General features: G+C 57.5%; 11 protein-coding genes. 8 read left to right on the top strand and 3 right to left on the bottom strand.

Going from position 1 to position 17727, the window contains the following annotated elements:
• Positions 1-270: 270 nt before the first annotated feature.
• Positions 271-1407: a tRNA 2-thiouridine(34) synthase MnmA gene (gene mnmA, locus EHV15_RS32185; RefSeq protein ID WP_128634851.1), complete on the bottom strand. Its 1137-nt coding sequence runs from the start codon at positions 1405-1407 to the stop codon at positions 271-273.
• 304 nt (positions 1408-1711) lie between these two features.
• Here mnmA and cymR point away from each other — a divergent pair, with 304 nt between their 5' ends.
• Entirely contained in the window at positions 1712-2131 is a 420-nt protein-coding gene (cymR, locus tag EHV15_RS32180; protein WP_128634850.1) for a cysteine metabolism transcriptional regulator CymR, read from the top strand.
• 594 nt (positions 2132-2725) lie between these two features.
• Here the strand turns inward: cymR and EHV15_RS32175 are convergent.
• Together EHV15_RS32175 and EHV15_RS32170 are read right to left on the bottom strand one after the other, a co-directional pair.
• A complete protein-coding gene (locus tag EHV15_RS32175; RefSeq protein ID WP_128634849.1) occupies positions 2726-4006 on the bottom strand; it encodes a glycoside hydrolase family 125 protein in 1281 nt (426 codons plus the stop codon).
• A gap of 49 nt (positions 4007-4055) precedes the next feature.
• Positions 4056-6806, bottom strand: a complete 2751-nt coding sequence (locus EHV15_RS32170; RefSeq protein WP_128635655.1) for an alpha-mannosidase — start codon at positions 6804-6806, stop codon at positions 4056-4058.
• Between the two features lie 401 nt (positions 6807-7207).
• Here EHV15_RS32170 and EHV15_RS32165 point away from each other — a divergent pair, with 401 nt between their 5' ends.
• From EHV15_RS32165 to EHV15_RS32140, 7 genes are all read left to right on the top strand, one after another.
• Positions 7208-8128, top strand: a complete 921-nt coding sequence (locus EHV15_RS32165; protein WP_246062022.1) for an ABC transporter permease — start codon at positions 7208-7210, stop codon at positions 8126-8128.
• Between the two features lie 19 nt (positions 8129-8147).
• Positions 8148-9059: a carbohydrate ABC transporter permease gene (locus EHV15_RS32160; RefSeq protein WP_128634847.1), complete on the top strand. Its 912-nt coding sequence runs from the start codon at positions 8148-8150 to the stop codon at positions 9057-9059.
• Positions 9060-9176: 117 nt separating this feature from the next.
• The gene (locus EHV15_RS32155; RefSeq protein WP_128634846.1) at positions 9177-10778 is read left to right on the top strand and encodes a type 2 periplasmic-binding domain-containing protein; all 1602 of its coding nucleotides are present in this window, start codon (positions 9177-9179) and stop codon (positions 10776-10778) included.
• A gap of 119 nt (positions 10779-10897) precedes the next feature.
• Positions 10898-13210, top strand: coding sequence for a glycoside hydrolase family 3 N-terminal domain-containing protein (locus EHV15_RS32150; protein WP_128634845.1), 2313 nt, complete (start codon positions 10898-10900; stop codon positions 13208-13210).
• On the top strand, positions 13207-15258 hold the full coding sequence (locus EHV15_RS38140) for an alpha-mannosidase (RefSeq protein ID WP_342774078.1): 2052 nt from the start codon (positions 13207-13209) through the stop codon (positions 15256-15258). Before EHV15_RS32150 ends, EHV15_RS38140 begins: the two co-directional genes overlap by 4 nt.
• A 145-nt stretch (positions 15259-15403) precedes the next feature.
• Positions 15404-16420 carry a glycoside hydrolase family 38 C-terminal domain-containing protein gene (locus EHV15_RS38135; protein ID WP_342774094.1) on the top strand — a complete coding sequence of 339 codons (1017 nt, stop codon included), beginning with the start codon at positions 15404-15406 and terminating at the stop codon, positions 16418-16420.
• Positions 16417-17433 (top strand): glycoside hydrolase family 130 protein, encoded by a 1017-nt coding sequence (locus tag EHV15_RS32140; protein ID WP_128634844.1) that lies wholly within the window; start codon positions 16417-16419, stop codon positions 17431-17433. The genes EHV15_RS38135 and EHV15_RS32140 overlap by 4 nt, the downstream gene beginning before the upstream one ends.
• Positions 17434-17727 lie beyond the last annotated feature (294 nt).

The following is a 17727-nucleotide window of genomic DNA, read 5'->3' as shown; positions in this document are numbered from 1 at the left end:
TCGACAGCCGGCCCAATGGAACGACCTTTTGTCTTTATTTTTTTCGCTGGAGTTTCTCAGGCTGCCTGGTTCTAGCTTGGTTTTCTTGGCACACCATAAAAGAGCCCTGCCGGCTTATCGGCGGGCTCCTGTTTTGATGTTCAGCGGCGTCCCGCTCCCCTAAGGCACTGGTCTAAGTACCATCACATTGGAAGGCTGAGCCCTTTTGTTCCTTTATTTCGATTAGAGGACCGCGAGAAGGAGAAGGGAAGGGGAACTCATCGCCCCGCTTTACCCCAGCGCACTCTCCGCCTCACGCGCCTCTAGCTTCACCGGCGACTCGATCGTGCCGCCGCCAAGGCATTCATCGCCTTGGTAAAATACGACAGCCTGCCCTGGCGTGATCGCTTTTTGCGGCTCGTCAAACTCTACATACACCGTGCCATCCGGCTGCTTCGTCAAGGTTACCCCTTGATCCGCCTGGCGGTAACGGAACTTCGCCGTGCAGTGGAACGGTCCCTCCGGCAGCTTGTCCGCGCCGGCGATCCAATTGACGCCCGAAGCGGTCAGCGCCGTCGAATACAGGCGCGGATGCTTGTCGCCCTGAACGACATATAAAATGTTGCGTTCCAGGTCTTTATCCGCGACGAACCACGGTTCGCCGGTGCCCGATCCGCCGATGCCCAAGCCCTGCCGCTGGCCCAGCGTATAATACATCAGCCCGTCATGGCGGCCCTTGACTTCGCCGGTTACGATGTCGACCATATCGCCGGACTGGGCCGGCAAATAATTGCTTAGAAACTCCTTGAAATTGCGTTCCCCGATAAAGCAAACGCCGGTGCTGTCTTTTTTCTTCGCCGTATACAGGCCGGCTTCTTCCGCGATGCGGCGGACTTCCGGCTTCGGAAGGTGGCCGATCGGGAACATCGCCTTGGACAACTGCTCCTGATTCAAGGCATTCAGGAAATACGTTTGATCTTTGTTGCCGTCAACGCCGCGCAGCAGCTTGTACACACCGTCTTCTTCGACAACGCGGGCATAATGGCCAGTGGCGACGTAATCCGCGCCAAGATCAAGCGCTTTGTTCAAAAATTCGCCGAATTTGATCTCGCGATTGCACATCACGTCGGGATTGGGTGTCCGGCCGCGCTTATATTCATCGAGAAAATAGGCAAAAACTTTATCGTAATACTGTTTCTCGAAATTGACGGTATAGTACGGGATATCGATTTGCTCGCACACGCGGCGGACATCCTCGGCATCCGCTTCGGCGGTGCAGTAGCCGAATTCGTCGGTATCGTCCCAGTTTTTCATAAATATGCCGATAACGTCGTATCCTTGCTGTTTCAGCAGGAGCGCCGTTACCGAAGAATCGACGCCGCCGGACATGCCGACGACAACGCGGGTTTCGTTATTCGGTTTCTTCATTTCTATCACTCCTTTGGGCGCTATAGCCCTACCGTTATTTTACCATAGGCATGCAACCCTATACGATGGGTATTCCCTATATTAAAGTAAGTAAAACAAATTGCAACCCAAAAAGGTTGATTTATTTTTCAAAACACATATGATATGTTACGATAAGCAGAGGTTAAAGATAGGAATAGGGAGGTATTCTTTAAATAACTGGACTTCATCGGCGGTTTTGGGCCGTAGGCGCCGTCAATCGCCATTTAATGGATCGGAGTCCAATTGTATAAAGTTTGCCTGAAAATTGAAAGAGGTGGCTTCTTTGAAGATTTCTACAAAAGGGCGCTATGGATTGACGATTATGATGGAGTTGGCCGCAAAATTCGGCGAGGGCCCGACTTCCCTGAAAAGCATCGCCGAAAAAAACCAGCTGTCCGAGCATTATCTGGAGCAGCTCATTGCACCGCTCCGCAACGCCGGTCTGGTTAAAAGCGTACGCGGCGCTTACGGCGGGTACATCCTGTCGCGCGACGCGAGCGAAATTACCGCGGGGGACATTATCCGCGTCCTGGAAGGCCCGATTTCTCCGGTCGATTTTACCGAGGAAGACGATCCGGCCAAACGCGATTTGTGGCTGCGCATTCGCGACAGCATTGCGGAGGTGCTCGATTTGACAACGCTGGAAAATTTAGTTAACTATGAAGAGCATGGCGCGAAAGAGAACTACATGTTTTACATTTGACAGGGATTGAGAAATCCGCATGTTCAAAGGGATTGAAGGCTGTTTTAACAAAATCCTTTACCCGCACACTACCCGCATTAGTTATTGATGACCCATTCGAAGTCATCTCCCAATTGCTGTAGCGGCTTTGGGTGACCTGTAGATAAATGAATATTTACAACAGTGTATATCAGCAAACAAAAAGCCTGCGAATTCGCAGGCTTTTTGTTTGGCACATCATAGAAATCGGCGCTTGACGGCCGGTGGCTGGAACAACGAAAAGGCGTCTACTGAAACCGCTAATCGTTGGCCTTCAAAATAGCGGAACTTTATGTTCTTAATATCCGGAGCCCGGCCTGTTCATCCCCGTTAGCGGCATTTTTTGTCCTTATTTCCCCAGGAATGACCCAGAACGCGGGTATCTCCTTGCGATTCGAGTAAATAGCGACATAAATCGCCTCTATTTCTCTCAAGGAGACGGACATCGCTTGAATAACGCCCTTTTTTGCCCTTATGTTTTCGCTGGAGTTTCTCAGGCTGCCTCCTCAAGTACAAAGCCACTGCTTGTCATGTCGGATCCTGTTGATCTTGAAACCGCAGGTGACCTTCCTAAATCTAAACCAGCCCTTTATCCATGGCTTTGCAGATCAATGTGGCAAACAGGCTGTTGGACCAGGCGAACCATTCCCGCGAGAAATCGGCCGGGTTGTCCGGGTGAAAGCCTTCGTGCATATACCCTGTGTCCGCGTCCGTAGCGATCAGCGTGTCGATCAGCGCTTTGACTTCCTCGTCGTCCGTGGCCGTCAGCGCCTGCATCGACAGCGCCATATGCCATACGTAACCGCCCGGCGTGTGCGGACTGCCGATGCCTTTGGCGAATTTGCCTTCGAAATAAAACGGGTTGTCGAAGCTCAAGGCAAAACGCCGGGTATTTTGGTAAACCGGATCCTCCGCCGATACGTAGCCGATATAAGGAATCGACAGCAGTCCGGGCGTGCCGGCGTCATCCATCAGGCAGTAGTTGCCGAACCCGTCGGTTTCGTAAGCGTAGATTTTGCCGTAGACCGGGTGATTGACGATCCCGTAGGCGCGGATGCCGAAGTCAATCTCTTTGCGCAGCTTTTCCGCTCTGTCGGCCAGCCGCTCATCGCGGTAAATCTCCAGCGCAATATCGCGGATATGCCCCAGGATGACGACGGCGAACATGTTGGACGGAATGTTGTAGCCGAACAGGCAGGCGTCGTCGCTCGGCCGGAAACCCGACCAGGTCATCCCCGTATAGTTGACCGGCAGCCCGAGTCCGCCGTTTTGCAGCGTTTCCGTTTCCTGCTTGGTTTGGCGGACAAAACGGTACGGGGATTGCTCCATATGCCGTTGTTCCGTTTTCAGCACTTGAACGATGGTGCTCAGCGCCCGGTAACAGGCGTCGTCGAAAATCGAATCAACGCCGGTCTCCCGCCAGTAGGAATAGGCGAGCTGGACGGGGAAACACAAGGAGTCGAGCTCGTATTTCCGCTCCCACATCCACGGGTTTAAGCCGCATTCGTCGGTAGCCCGGTAGTGCTTGTCGCTGGCCGTTTCGTTGAACGCGTTGGTGTAGGGATCAATGTTGATATAGAACATTTGCCGGGCGATTAGACCGCCGATGATACCCTGCAATTCCTGATCTTCCTTGGCGAAAGGGATGTAATGGCGGACCTGCTCGGTGGAATCGCGCAGCCACATGGCCGGGATGTCGCCGGTAAACACGAAGGTTGTGCCGTCGTCCAGCAGCTTGGTCGTCGTTTCCAGCGTATTCGGAAAACAGTTGCGGAACAACTGCTTCAGCTTCGGATTATCGGCGAGGCGAGCGTCGGCTTCGTCCAGAAATCGTTCGATGGATGCGGGTAATTTCATAATCGGTTCCTCCCAAGATTAGGTTCATATCGGTTTCATTTGGCCTGGGCTAAACGGAAATGGCAACGGTCACGATTTCGGCCTTGCCGGCCTCGATCCGAAGGTTACCGTCCTCAAGCTCCAGTCCGGCATGCCTGCGCTCCAGAATATCGCTTCGGTACGCGGCCCGGGCCGGGAAGTGCAGCTCGACACCGAGTTCGGCAGCGTGGCGGCGGTCCAGATTGTACCAGCGGAGCACCAGATCGCCTTGCTCGGACAGCTTGCAGGCCGACAGCGCCAGCGTTTGTCCTTCCCAGGTGATCGGCGCGTACGTCGTCGGCAAGGTGCCGTGCCGCAACTCCGTCTGCACATGGAACCAGGGAACCTGGAAGGCGTAGGCCTCGGCATATGCCCCGGATTCGATGGCATCCCCGGCATGCGGGAAAACCGCGTACTCCACGGTATGCTCCCCAAGGCACTGCGCCTCCGGCGTCGGAAATACGCCCCAGTCCCCAAGCTCGCCCACGGAACGAAGCAGCGTGACCGCGATTGTATTCCTGCCGTCGCGCAGCACCTCGTACTCGTTTAATCCTTTATTGGCCACGGTCATCCCGGCATGTCCGTCCGATACGCTGACGAAAGCTTGCTGATGCTGGGCGTTGCTCGGATTGATCCACTCCGGAGCGGGCTCGGTGTCGCGTTCCGCCGCTTCGAATACGGAGTCCGCCAGATGCTTGCCGGCTTGAAGGCCGGTCGGAAACAGGACGCGCAGACGATGGTCCTTGGCAAGGTTTTCGAACGAGGTCGATGCAAGCAGCCCTTTTCCGGACTTCTCCAGGCTAACCCTAGACGTGAGGCGAAGCGGGACCGTCTGCTCGCTCCGCCCTGCTTGCCGCCGGCGGAAAGGCGCCATTTTGCGCCGTTCTTCCTCAAGCGTTTCGTCCGCTCCCGCAGGGATGACCCAATCATGGACAATCTCGTAAGTGATCCGGTAAGGCTCCGCTTCAACCAGCGTAAGCGTTGCCGGAACTCCCCGGGTGGTCAAGGCAACATCGCCGTCCGGCTGCCTGAACACGTATTCGTTGCCGATATCCCCGCAATCCTCAAATACGCCCAGTCCCCGAAACGTGCGGCCGGTTCTCCGGTCGGTCAGGTCGTAAGAGCCGTCTTCCCGGAACTGCACGGCGAGAAATTCGTTGGCCATTCCGTTCTCCAACGTGACCAGCGGCGAATCCGCCGGCGGCCGTACGGGATTGTCAGCGCCCGGATGCCAAGCGAAACTTTTGAAGCCAAGGGCTGGTACCGCTTCCGCTTCAAAAGTCAGGCGGATCTTGCGCGCCATGTACGGTTGGCGGAAACGGTCTTTCGGCAGCTCGTAGCCGAACCCGGCGCCCAGATCCTCGGTTTTGGCGGCGACCGCTTGGCCGCGGTCATCCAGTAGCCGGCCATCCTCCAGGGCTAGCGGCAGCCGCTCCAACTGCTCGGCGATCGCCGCCGGATTCGGTCCTTCCTTGAAATAGCGTTTCGCCACGATCAGCTCCACGCTGACTGTCCCGCTCCGCTCCCGGCCGGCCGTGTTGAATACGGTGACGGGGACGGCGTCCTCATTCCAGGCCTCAACCTGGGCCGTGCCGATACTCCCCGCGACGGCTTCGAGGCTTTCGCGGATCATCGCCTCCGCGGTATGCCGGCTTTTATCAAACCGGCCGATCATTTCCCGGTGCACTTCGTCCACGCTGCAGCCGCAAATGCTGTCATGCGGATGGTTTTGCATCAGCGTTTTCCAGGCGTACGTGAGCAGACGATGCGGATAGGCCTTAGCACCGGTCAGCGCGGCAAGCGCGGCGAGCGGTTCGGCTCCTCTTTCCAGCAGCGTCTGCCCGCGCTGGTTCATCTGCTTCAGGTAAACCCGCGCCGACGCCGTGTTGACGAGCGTCCCCCAGCCGTCGGTATGCTGGCTGCGCAGCTCCCCGGTGATCGTGACGAGACGATCCGGAAGTTGACGTTTTAGGGCTTCCAAGTACTGCGCGAAGCTGGAATGCATGAAATCGACCTGCGGATAAAGCGCCCGCGCGGTCTCCAACGCGTCCGGCAGGCCGGTCTGCACCGGCTGATGGTCGCAGCCGTTCATAAACAGAAGCTCCGTTGTGGAGGCGTATTTTTCGGCATCCACCAGTTTTTTGCTCCAATAAATAGCGGCTTCTTCCGCATCGACCGGCACTTCGTTCCCGTTGCTGTACCAGTTGGCGAACAGCAGCCCAAGCACGGACGAACCGTCGGGCGCGGCCCAATGCATTTCGGAAAACGGCGATTCGTACCCGGAGCCGGCGAATTCGTCCACCTTATTGTCGAAGCCGGTCGGTTTGACGCCGCGTCCGAACACGGCAACATCAATGCCGGCCTGCTGCAGCAGCTGGGGCGCCTGGCCGATGTTGCCGAAGGAGTCCGGAAAATAGCCCAATTTGCATACGGCTCCGAACTCCGCGGCATCCTGGTGGCCGATGAGCAGGTTGCGGACGTTGGCCTCGGAACTGGTGAGAAATTCGTCCTGAAGCACATACCACGGTCCGACGGCGATGCGTCCTTCACGGATATGCTTCTTTAGCAGCTCTCTTTTTTCGGGATGCACCTGCAAATAATCCTCCAGGACGACCGTTTGCCCATCCAGATGAAAATGGCGGAACCGGCTGTCCCGCTCCAAGGTCTCCAGCAGGCGGTTCATCAGTTCGATCAATAGGTAGTGATGAGCTTCATAAGGCATGTACCATTCCCGGTCCCAATGCGTGTGGGAAATCAGGTGCGCGGTTTTGCGGGTCATCATCATTCCTCCTAGAATGGCGGAGATTTGAGCCAAGACACACTCGTAAGCAGGTTTACACATCCGGCCGGAAATCACAATATGTATGATTTGCTGCCCCCCTAAAGAACACATGATTGACACATCGCAAAGGCCGGTAACCATCGGTGTCGGGCGGATTGTAAAATCGCATAAATGCCGGTGCGCCGCGGTTTAACGCCATTTTAAACATGACAATTCATATTCGACATATTTACGGTGTCAGATTCGATTCCCTACAATTTTGATTGTAAGCGTTAGCAAGGGACGGTCTGAACCGGGAAAAAGAAAAACGGGCAAGGCGGAAACGGAAGTTAACGGACTGGATATGAGAAAGGAGAGAAGACGATATGAAGAAAAACGGCCGGCAAGTATCCGGCACCGCAATGAGAACATCGGGCGAAGCCTCCCTCGGCCGTAGAATGCTGAAAAACTGGGAGTTGTACTTGTTCGTGGCCCCCGCCTTTTTATACTTCCTTATTTTTCATTACGGGCCGATGTACGGAATCCAAATCGCGTTCAAAAATTTTACGCCGGTCAAGGGCATTACGGCCAGCCCATGGGTAGGATTTGATCATTTCGTGCGTTTCTTTAATTCCTACTATTTTTGGGATCTGCTGTGGAACACGCTCAGCCTGAGTTTTTACGAATTGGCGATCGGATTCCCGCTCCCGATCATTTTGGCGCTTGCCTTTAACGAAATCAGGAACGGTGCGTTCAAAAAGACGGTGCAAACCGTCACCTATGCCCCGCATTTTATTTCCATGGTTGTCATGGCGGGGATGATCATTACGTTCCTGTCGCCTTCATCAGGCATGATCGTGCGTATGATCGAGGCGTTTGGCATGGAGGCGCCCGCGTTTTTGACCGATCCGCGCTGGTTTAAAACGATTTATGTGCTGTCCGGGGTGTGGCAAAGCACGGGCTGGGGGACGATTATATATCTCGCGGCTTTGGCCGGAGTGGACCCGCAGTTGCATGAGGCGGCGATCGTGGATGGGGCCAGCCGCTTCAAACGCGTGCTGCATATCAACCTGCCGACGATCGTTCCGACCATTACGATCCTGCTTATCCTGAACATGGGCAATATTCTCGGGGTTGGATACGAAAAGGTGCTGCTGCTGCAAAATCCGCTTAACATGGAATCTTCGGACGTTATTTCCACGTTCGTGTACCGCTCGGGCCTGGTCAGCGCGCAGTACAGCTTCTCCACCGCCGTCGGTTTGTTCAATTCCATCGTTAACGCGATGCTGCTCATCACCGTGAACAAAATCGCCAAGCGGACAAGCGAAACAAGCCTATGGTAGAAGGAAGGAGGACAAACGAATGGTCACGACAATCAAAGAGTCCAAATCGGACAAGCTGTTTCTGGTCTTGAATTACGTGTATCTGCTTATTGCTTTGGTGGTGGTGCTGTATCCGCTCGTTTATATCGTCAGCGCTTCCGTCAGCAGTCCCAAATACGTCAGTTCGGGGGAAATGTGGCTGTTTCCCAAAGGGCTGACTTTTGACGGGTACAGGCTTGTATTCGAAAATCCGAAAATCTGGCTCGGTTACCGCAATACGATTGTTTACACCTTGATCGGCACGCTGCTGAACCTGGCGGTGACCTTGCCGGCCGCCTACGCGCTGAGCCGCTCTGATTTCGTGGGGCGCCACTTTTTTATGGGGATGTTCCTGGTCACGATGTTTTTCAGCGGCGGCCTGGTGCCCACTTATTTGATGGTCAAAAACCTCGGGCTGATTAATACGGTCGGCGCGCTGATCCTGCCGGTGTCGGCTTCGGTATGGAACATCATCGTTGCCAGAACTTTTTTCCAATCGACCATCCCGAAGGAACTGCAGGAAGCCGCCCACGTGGACGGATGTACGAACCTTAGGCTTTTCCTGCGGATTGTGCTTCCTTTGTCCGCCCCCATCGTGGCCGTCATGGCGCTGTTTTACGGGGTTGGCCACTGGAACAGCTACTTTCCGGCTTTAATTTATTTGAACGATGACACGAAATATCCGCTGCAAATGGTACTGCGTCAAATCCTGGTGCTTCAGGAGATGTCCGCGGAGACGACAGGAGCGGCGATCAGCGGCGATATCGCCCAGGCCATGGCCAACAAGGCGGAAATCGCCTCGCTGGTGAAATATGCCGTGATCATCGTCTCGACGCTGCCGGTCATCGTCGTGTATCCTTTCCTGCAGCGTTATTTCGTGCAGGGGGTCATGATCGGATCGGTCAAAGGCTAGTCAAAACGGGCTGAAACCCGAACCAACGCGGCGAGCCCGTGGACACACCGGTAATAACGGAGATCTTGTCTTCGATTATTATAATTTTTGATCATAGTTCAAAAGGGAGGAATACCGATGCAGAAAAAAAGAAAAGGCTGGCTCCTGCTGTTGCTCGCAGCTATGTTTGTCAGCTTGCTGTCCGGTTGCGGCGGCTCCGGCAATGCCAAAAAAGAAGAGGGCAGCGGCAATGCGGAGAATAGCGTCAGCAAAGACGGATTCCCGATCGTTCAGGAGCCCATCACGCTGACGATGATGGCGCCGGACGTAGGTTTGCAAAACTGGAAGGACATGGCCGTTTTGCAGGAAATGGAGAAGCTGACGAACATTCATTTCGTGTATAACAACGCGCCGAAAGACAGCTTCGACACGAAGAAGAACCTCGTGTTCGCCAGCGGGGAATATCCTGATGTATTTTATGCGGCAGGGCTTACCCCGGCCGAGCAAATGAACTACGGCGAGCAAGGCATCCTGATTCCGCTGGAAGGCCTCATCGACGAGTACGCCCCGAACTTCAAGAAGGTGCTGGAGGAGTATCCGGACGTGCGCAAATCGATCACGGCCCCGGACGGGCATATTTACTCGCTGCCGGTCATCGAGTTCAACCAGCCTTGGTACCGGAACCCGATGTGGTACAACGGCGATTTTCTTAAAAAGCTGGATATCGGCAAGCTTCCGGAAACGACGGAAGAACTGTATACCTACCTGAAGCGCGTAAAAGAGGAGGATCCCAACGGCAACGGCAAGGCCGACGAAATTCCGCTGTCCTCCGTGAACCTGCGCGATATCCGCACCTGGCTGCTTGGCGCTTACGGCATTTATGAAGAAGAAATCTACGTGGACGACCAGGACGTGATTCATTACACCCCGATGGAAGAGGGCTACAAGGAATATCTCGCTTTCCTGAACCGGCTGTGGGCGGAGGATCTCCTCGATCATGAGACGTTTTCGCAAACGGCGGAACAGAAAAAAGCGAAGGCGCAAAATGGCCAAGTCGCCTTGTTCTCCGAATGGCACGCTTATATGACGCTCGGGGGCGAGCCGGGCACGGACGATCCGATGTTCACGCCGGTGAAAAGCGATATGGTGGACAAACCGGCCATCGCCAAAAACAAAGGGATAACAACGGGGGCTTTTGCGATCACCAACACCAACCCTGCTCCGGAAGCTTCCCTGCGCTGGATTGACTACCTGTACTCTTACGACGGCGCCTTGCTGTTCAATAAAGGCCCGGAAGGCGTGCTTTGGGAATACACGGACAAAGCGAACCGGGTCAAGCAATATCTGCCGGTTCCTGGCGGCGGCGACCGCGAGGAATACCGCGCGACGCTGACGCCGAACTACGGAATTCCGGCGCCGACGATTTCTTTTGACGATGTTTACAAAGGTTTGAAAACCGATTTTGAGATTTGGGTGGACAGCGAATCCAAAACAAAGCTGCTGGATCAAGGCGCGAGAATTCCGTTCCCAACCCTCTTCCTGACCTCCGAACAGCAGGCGGAAGTGACGACGCTCAGCTCGGACTTAAATACTTACGTTCGGCAGATGGAAGCGAAATTCGTAACCGGCGCCGAGCCGCTGGCGGGCTGGGACAGCTATGTGGATACCGTTAAAAAAATGGGCGGAGACCGGATGCGGCAGATTTACCAAGAAGCCTACGACAGCTGGAAGTCCAACTAATTGGAAATACGCATAAACGGCCGGCTCTCCGAGATCCCTATCTCAGGGGGCTGGTTTCCCTTCGGAAGGCGGTTAATACGCGAGTTCTGCTTTCAATTTAGCGGAGAAAGGTGCGAAAGATGGATTACAAAAACAAACTTCTGTCTGCTGGGAGGAGAGCGGACGATCTCCTCGGACGCATGACGTTGGATGAAAAAATCGGCCAACTGGTGCAGCCTTTCGGCTGGAAATGCTTCGAGAAAACCGCGGACGGATCGGTCGAAATCACCGATTCCTTCAAGGAGCATATCGCCCGGGGCGGAGTCGGATCGCTTTACGGGACGCTCCGCGCCGATCCGTGGACAGGGGTGACGCTGGCGGCCGGACTGTCTCCCGAGGAGGGCGCGGAAGCCCTGGGTAAGCTGCAGCGGTACGCCCTTGAGCACAGCCGGCTCGGCATCCCGATTCTGTTCGGCGAGGAGTGCTCGCACGGACATATGGCGATCGGCGCGACCGTCTTCCCGGTCCCGCTCGCCATCGGCAGCACATGGAACCCGGAGCTCTACCGGAGCATGTGCCGGGCGGTGGCGGCGGAAACGCGCAGCCAGGGAGCGGCGGCCACTTATTCGCCCGTGCTTGACGTCGTCCGCGATCCGCGCTGGGGCCGGACGGAGGAATGCTACGGCGAAGATCCGTACCTGGTGGCCGAACTGGGCGCGGCCGCGATCGCAGGGCTACAGGGCGAACGGTTGGACGCTGCGGACAGCCTGCTGGCCACGCCGAAGCATTTCGCCGCTTACGGCAGCAGCGAAGGGGGGCGCAACGCTCAGACCGTGCATATGGGACCGAGGGAGCTGCACGAGGTGGACCTGCTGCCGTTCCGCAAGGCGGTGGCGGCCGGAGCCCGCTCGGTGATGACGGCCTATAACGAAATTGACGGCGTTCCTTGCACAACTAGCCGTTATCTGCTTCAGGACGTTTTGCGGGACGAGTGGGGGTTTGACGGTTTTGTGATCACCGATTGCGGGGCGCTCGGCATGCTGGCAAGCGGGCACAACACGGCCGAAAGCGGTGAAGACGCCGTTGCCCAAGCCATCCGGGCCGGCATCGACATGGAGATGTCCGGAGAAATGTTCCGGGAACATCTGCGCTCGGCTTTGTCGGCGGGATGGTTGTCCGAAGCGGAGCTGGACAAGGCGGTGCTGCGGGTGCTGAAGCTGAAGTTCGAGCTTGGGCTGTTTGAACGCCCATACGGAGATCCGGCGCGCGCGGGCGAAGTCATCGGCAGCGCCGCGCACCGGGAACTGGCCCGCCAAATCGCCGGGGAAAGCATCGTACTGCTCAAGAACGAGCGGGGCACGCTGCCGCTGCGCAAGGATATCCGCAAGCTTGCGGTGATCGGGCCGAATGCCAACGCGGCCTACAATCAGCTTGGCGACTACACCTCCCCCCAGCCGCCGGGCCGGATCGTCACCGTGCTGGACGGCATCTGCAGCGCGCTCGGCGACGAAGGAGAGCGCGTGCTGTACGCTCCGGGCTGCCGCATCCGCGACGATTCCCGCGCAGGATTTCCGCGCGCTCTGGAATGCGCCGCCGCAGCCGATGCCATCGTCGTGGCGGTGGGCGGGTCCAGCGCCAGGGATTTCGGCGAAGGCACGATCGATTTGCTGACCGGCGCGTCCGTCGTGACGGAACATGCCTGGAGCGAGATGGAGTGCGGGGAAGGGATCGACCGTGCCACGCTGAATCTGCTCGGCGCCCAACTTCCGCTGATCCAGGAGCTTCGCAAGCTCGGTAAACCGCTGATCGTCGTGTACATCAACGGACGCCCGATCGTCGAGCCGTGGATCTCGGAGCATGCCGACGCCATCCTGGAAGCCTGGTATCCCGGCCAGGAAGGCGGCCATGCCATCGCCGGCGTGCTGTTCGGTGACGTGAATCCGTCCGGCCGCCTGACGGTCAGCGTGCCGAAGCAGGTCGGTCAGCTTCCGGTTTATTACTACCATCGGAGAACGAGAGGCAAGCGGTACCTGGAGACCGATTTCAAGGCCGAATATCCGTTTGGGTTCGGACTTAGCTACACGAAGTTTGAATACGGGAATCTCCGGGTGGAACCGGCGGTCATCGGCCCGGGCGGGCAAGCACGGGTTTATGCGGAGGTTACTAACGCAGGAGATTCAGCCGGTATGGAGGTCGTCCAGCTGTACATTTCCGACCTGGCGGCGTCGGTAACAAGACCGGAGAAAATGCTGAAGGGCTTTCAAAAGATCTCCCTGGCTCCCGGGGAAACCCAAACCGTAGTCTTTAACGTCGGGCGGGAGCAGTTGGAGTTCGTCGGGGCGGATCTTTCCCGTATCGTGGAGGACGGCGAGTTTAACGTGATGGTCGGGCCGAACTCCGCGGAATATTTGACGGCCGGTTTAACGGTCAGGACAGAGCGTGGTTCGTCATGAAGCGGATCGAGCGTTTTATCGCGGTTCTCGGCAAAAGCCAGTGGCGCAGGCGGCAGCCTCTGCGGGAGTGGTCGATCCGCCGCTCGCGGTATTTAGCGCCGGGCGTGTACGAGCATGGACCGGAGCCAGCGAAGGCTAGCGCTCCCGACGTGCTGGACGGCGGATACGGGACGACATATTTTCTGAGCGGCGAATTCGCCCTTCCGCAAGGCTGGGAGGGCGAAGATATCGGCCTGGTCTACGAGGGCGGCGGCGAAGGGCTGCTGCGCCTGGACGGGGCTCCTTACCACGGGCTGGACCGCAACCACGGTTTCGTGCCTTTGCCGGCCGCAGCCCCAGGACAGCGGCTGCGGATCGACATCGAACTGTACGATCCTATTCCCGAGCCCAAGGATCCGCTGAACCGCCAGGCCGTCATTCGCCCCTCTGTGACCGGCGCCGCCTTGTCCCTGGTATGGGTCAACCGGCCGGTGTATGCCTTGCTCCATACCGTAAAGACGATTTTCGAGGCGGCGCGGCTGCTGCCGCCTCAGGATATGCGGCAGATCCGGCTGATCAGGGCGTTGGAGCAGGCGATGGACGAGCTGGAGCAGGGGGAAGCAAGGGCGCTGGCGGATGAAGGCAGGGTGAGCGTCGTTGATCAACGTCTGAGGGACCTGGCGGCGGCGGAAGCTTCGCCCGGGTTACGGGACGGGCTCATGCACCTGGTCGGCCAATCACATATTGATCTGGCCTGGCTGTGGCCGTTGAAGGAGACGGTCAGAAAAGCGGGACGTACGTTTTCCACCGTACTCACGCTGATGGAGCGTTATCCCGATTTTCGCTATTCGCAGAGCCAGCCGCAGCTTTACGCCTTCGTCAAGCGGCATTATCCCGAACTGTTCGCCCGCATCAAAGAGAGGGTAGGCGAAGGGCGCTGGGAACTGGTCGGCAGCATGTGGGTCGAACCGGACCTGAACATTCCGAACGGGGAATCGCTTGCCCGGCAGATTTTGTACGGGCAGCAATTTTACGAGCGGGAATTCGGCAAGCGGACGGCGATTGAATGGCTGCCTGACACATTCGGATATTGCGCTTCCTTGCCTCAGTTGCTGAAGCAGGCGGGCGTCGAGTATTTTCTAACGACGAAGCTCGGCTGGAACGATACGAACAAGTTTCCGTACACCTTGTTCGAATGGGTCGGCATCGACGGCACATCCGTGCTTGCTTACCAGAATCACGGCGTGAACGAATCCACCAGCCCCAAGGATATCGGGGAGCATTGGCAGGCGTTTGAGGAAAAGGATCGGCATGACGAATTGATGCTGCTTTACGGCCACGGCGACGGCGGCGGGGGCGTGACCCACGAGATGCTGGAGTACGCCGAGCGCGCCAAGCTGATGGCCGGACTTCCGGCCAGCCGGTATTCCACCGCGGAGGCTTTTTTCGCGAAGCTGGCGGAGCGTCGCCCCGAATTGCCGGCATGGCATGGCGATTTGTACCTGGAGCTGCATCGCGGGACCTATACGACGCAGGCTTTCAACAAGCGGTGCAACCGGAAGGCGGAGGCGCTGTACCGGGAAGCGGAGATTTGGGGCGAATTCGCGGCATGGCATGGCACAGGCCGCGAAACGGCCACCCTGCGGGAGGGCTGGGAGCTTCTGCTGCTAAACCAGTTCCACGACATCGTTCCCGGCAGTTCGATTCCCGAAGTGTATGAAACATCCCGGGAGCAATACAGTCAGGTATTCCGGTTGGGCCGTCAGGCGCTGGACGCTTCGCTGCAAGCGCTGGCGGAACAACTGCGGCATCAGGCGCACCGGGGCGGGCGGGACGCCGAGCATGCAGATGTCACTGCTTCCGGGGAAGGCCGGCCGTATCTGGTATTCAACAGTTTAGGCTGGGAGCAGGGCGGCATCGTGCTGTTGGAAGGGGACCGGAGCTTGCTTGGACTGCGGGCATTTGACGGGGGGGGAGCCGCTGGAAAGCGATGCCTGGCTCTCCGATCCGGAGCGGGGAAAGGCGACGCTGGCCGTCCGAGTACCGGCGATACCGGGGTTCGGCTGTAAGGCGATATGGCTGCGTGAAGCGCAGGGATTAGCGGCGGAAGAGGCGTCCGCTCCGGCGTTGGCCGGTTCGTCCGTTTCCGGTGATTTCCCCGAGGTTTGGGAGAGCGAGCATTACCTGCTGCGGTTTAACGAGCAAGGCGAAATCGTGCGCTGGTACGATAAAGACAACGGAAGGGAGCTGTTGGCCGAGAGGCAAAAAGGCAACCAGCTACAGCTTTTTCACGACAGGCCTTCGCTTTGGGACGCCTGGGACCTGGACCCGCGTTATGAGCAGCAGCCGGCGGGCAGCCCGCTGCTAACCCGGCGCGAAGCCGTCCTTCGGGGCCGCGTGCTCGATATTTTGCAGTTCCGGTGGGAGTACGGGCGTTCCGTGATCGAGCAAACAGTACTGCTTCCCAAGCGCGGCCGCCGCGTCGATTTCCAAACGAAGGTGTTATGGCAGGAAGACCATAAGCTGTTGAAGGTGGCTTTTCCGGTGGACGTTTTGGCCGGCAAAGCGACCTACGAGATTCCGTTCGGTGCGCTGGAGCGGCCCACCCATCGAAATACGAGCTGGGACCAGGCTCAATACGAAGTCTGCGGCCACCGTTTCGCCGATTTGTCGGAGCACGGGTATGGGGTTAGTCTGCTGAACGACTGCAAATACGGCTACGACATTCACGGCAATGTGCTGCGCCTATCGCTGCTGCGTGCTCCAAGCTGGCCGGATCGCCATGCGGATCGCGGGGAGCATGAGTTCACCTATTCGCTGTATCCCCATGCCGGCGATTGGCGGGAAGCGCAGGTCGTCCGCGAAGCGGCCGCGCTGAACGCTCCGTTGCGGCCAGTTGCGGCCCCTGCGGGCGGTGGGCAAGCGGCTTATCCGCCGCGGCAAAGCTGGCTGGATTTCCGCAGCGGCCATGTGATCCTGGAGACGGTCAAGGCGGCCGAGGACGGAAGCGGCAGAGTGCTGCGTCTGTATGAATCGTCCGGCGGCAGGGCCGAGGCCGTCATCGGCGGATTGCCGGAGCAGGCCCGCTTTTTTGCGGCCAACCTGCTTGAAGAGGAATCCGGGGAGCTTCACGCGGAAAACGGAACGCTGCGGCTGACCTTCAGGCCGTTCGAGGTCAAAACGATCAAAATCAGGCTAGGCCAAGATGATAAAGGGAGGCCCGACAGATGAAAATAACAAGGCACCCGGAGAACCCGATTGTGGTCCCGGGCGGATACGAATGGAGAAAAGTAACGGTTTTTAACCCGGCGGTGATTATCGATAACGGCAAGCTTTATATGATCGAGCGGACGGCGGGATCGCTGACCCCGTGCAAAAACTTTCTGGGGCTGTTGGAAAGCGAGGACGGCGTGCACTTCACCCATGTGAAGGACGAGCCGATCGTCACGCCGGACATGCTCGGATTCCCTTACGGCAGCGTCCAGGACCCGCGGATCGTCAAAATCGACGATACGTTTTATATGAACTACGCGCTGCGTCCGTGCGCGATGAGCTACTACCCGACCGGCCGGGGCGTGCCGGAGCGCTCGATTCCCGAATATCCGGACGGCTGGGGCGAGCAGGAGGGGCATTGGCTGACGCGCTCGTCGATCCTCGCCTCCAAAAACCTGATCGACTGGGAGTTTGTGTCCGACACGACGCCGCTGGACATTAACGACCGCGACAACATTTTGTTCCCGGAGAAAATAAACGGCAAGTTCGTGCTGCTGCGCCGGCCGGAGGAATATGTGGGCGAAGCCTATGGCACGGAAAAAGCGGCGATGTGGATCACCTATTCGGACGATCTGCTCCATTGGGAGGAGCCGAAGCTGCTGGCGAAGGCGGAAAACCCGGCCTGGGAATCGCGCAAAATCGGCGGATCGACGCCGCCGGTGCGCACCGATCGCGGCTGGCTGGTGCTGTACCACGGAGTGGACGACGAGGTCGTATACCGGGTCGGCGCGATGCTGCTGGATCTCGAGAACCCGGAAAAAATCATCGCCCGCACAAAAAACTTCATCATGGAACCGGAAACGTATTACGAAAAATTCGGCTACCAAATTCCGAACGTCATCTTCCCGACGGGGAATGTCGTTAAGGACGGTCTGCTCTACATCTACTACGGGGTGACCGACACGGCGATCGCGCTGGCCACGGTACCGGTAGAAGAGCTCGTCGATTACCTCCTGGAGCAAGCGGAATAATTCATATCAAAAATAAGCGTCCCGGCCGGTCTTCATGCCCGGCGCGGGACGCTTTGCCGCGCTTTCAGGCGAGGAGCGGGGGCCCTGCGAGGACACGGGGCTCCCCTAACCATACATTCTAACGGTTGACACAAGCGCTATTTGTTCCAAAAACGTTGATTTCAAATTCTAACGGTTGCCATGCGCTTATTTCACTTAAACCCGGCTATTTTTGCCCAGATTAAGGCAAATAACGCCGCTCACAACCGTTAGAATTTAGAAAAGGGCTTTTTTCGTGCAATAGCAGCCGCTACA

It is taken from the genome of Paenibacillus oralis, assembly GCF_003863965.1.
GTDB classification, from domain to species: Bacteria; Bacillota; Bacilli; order Paenibacillales; family Paenibacillaceae; genus Fontibacillus; species Fontibacillus oralis.
This window is presented reverse-complemented; position numbering and strand designations above follow the sequence as displayed.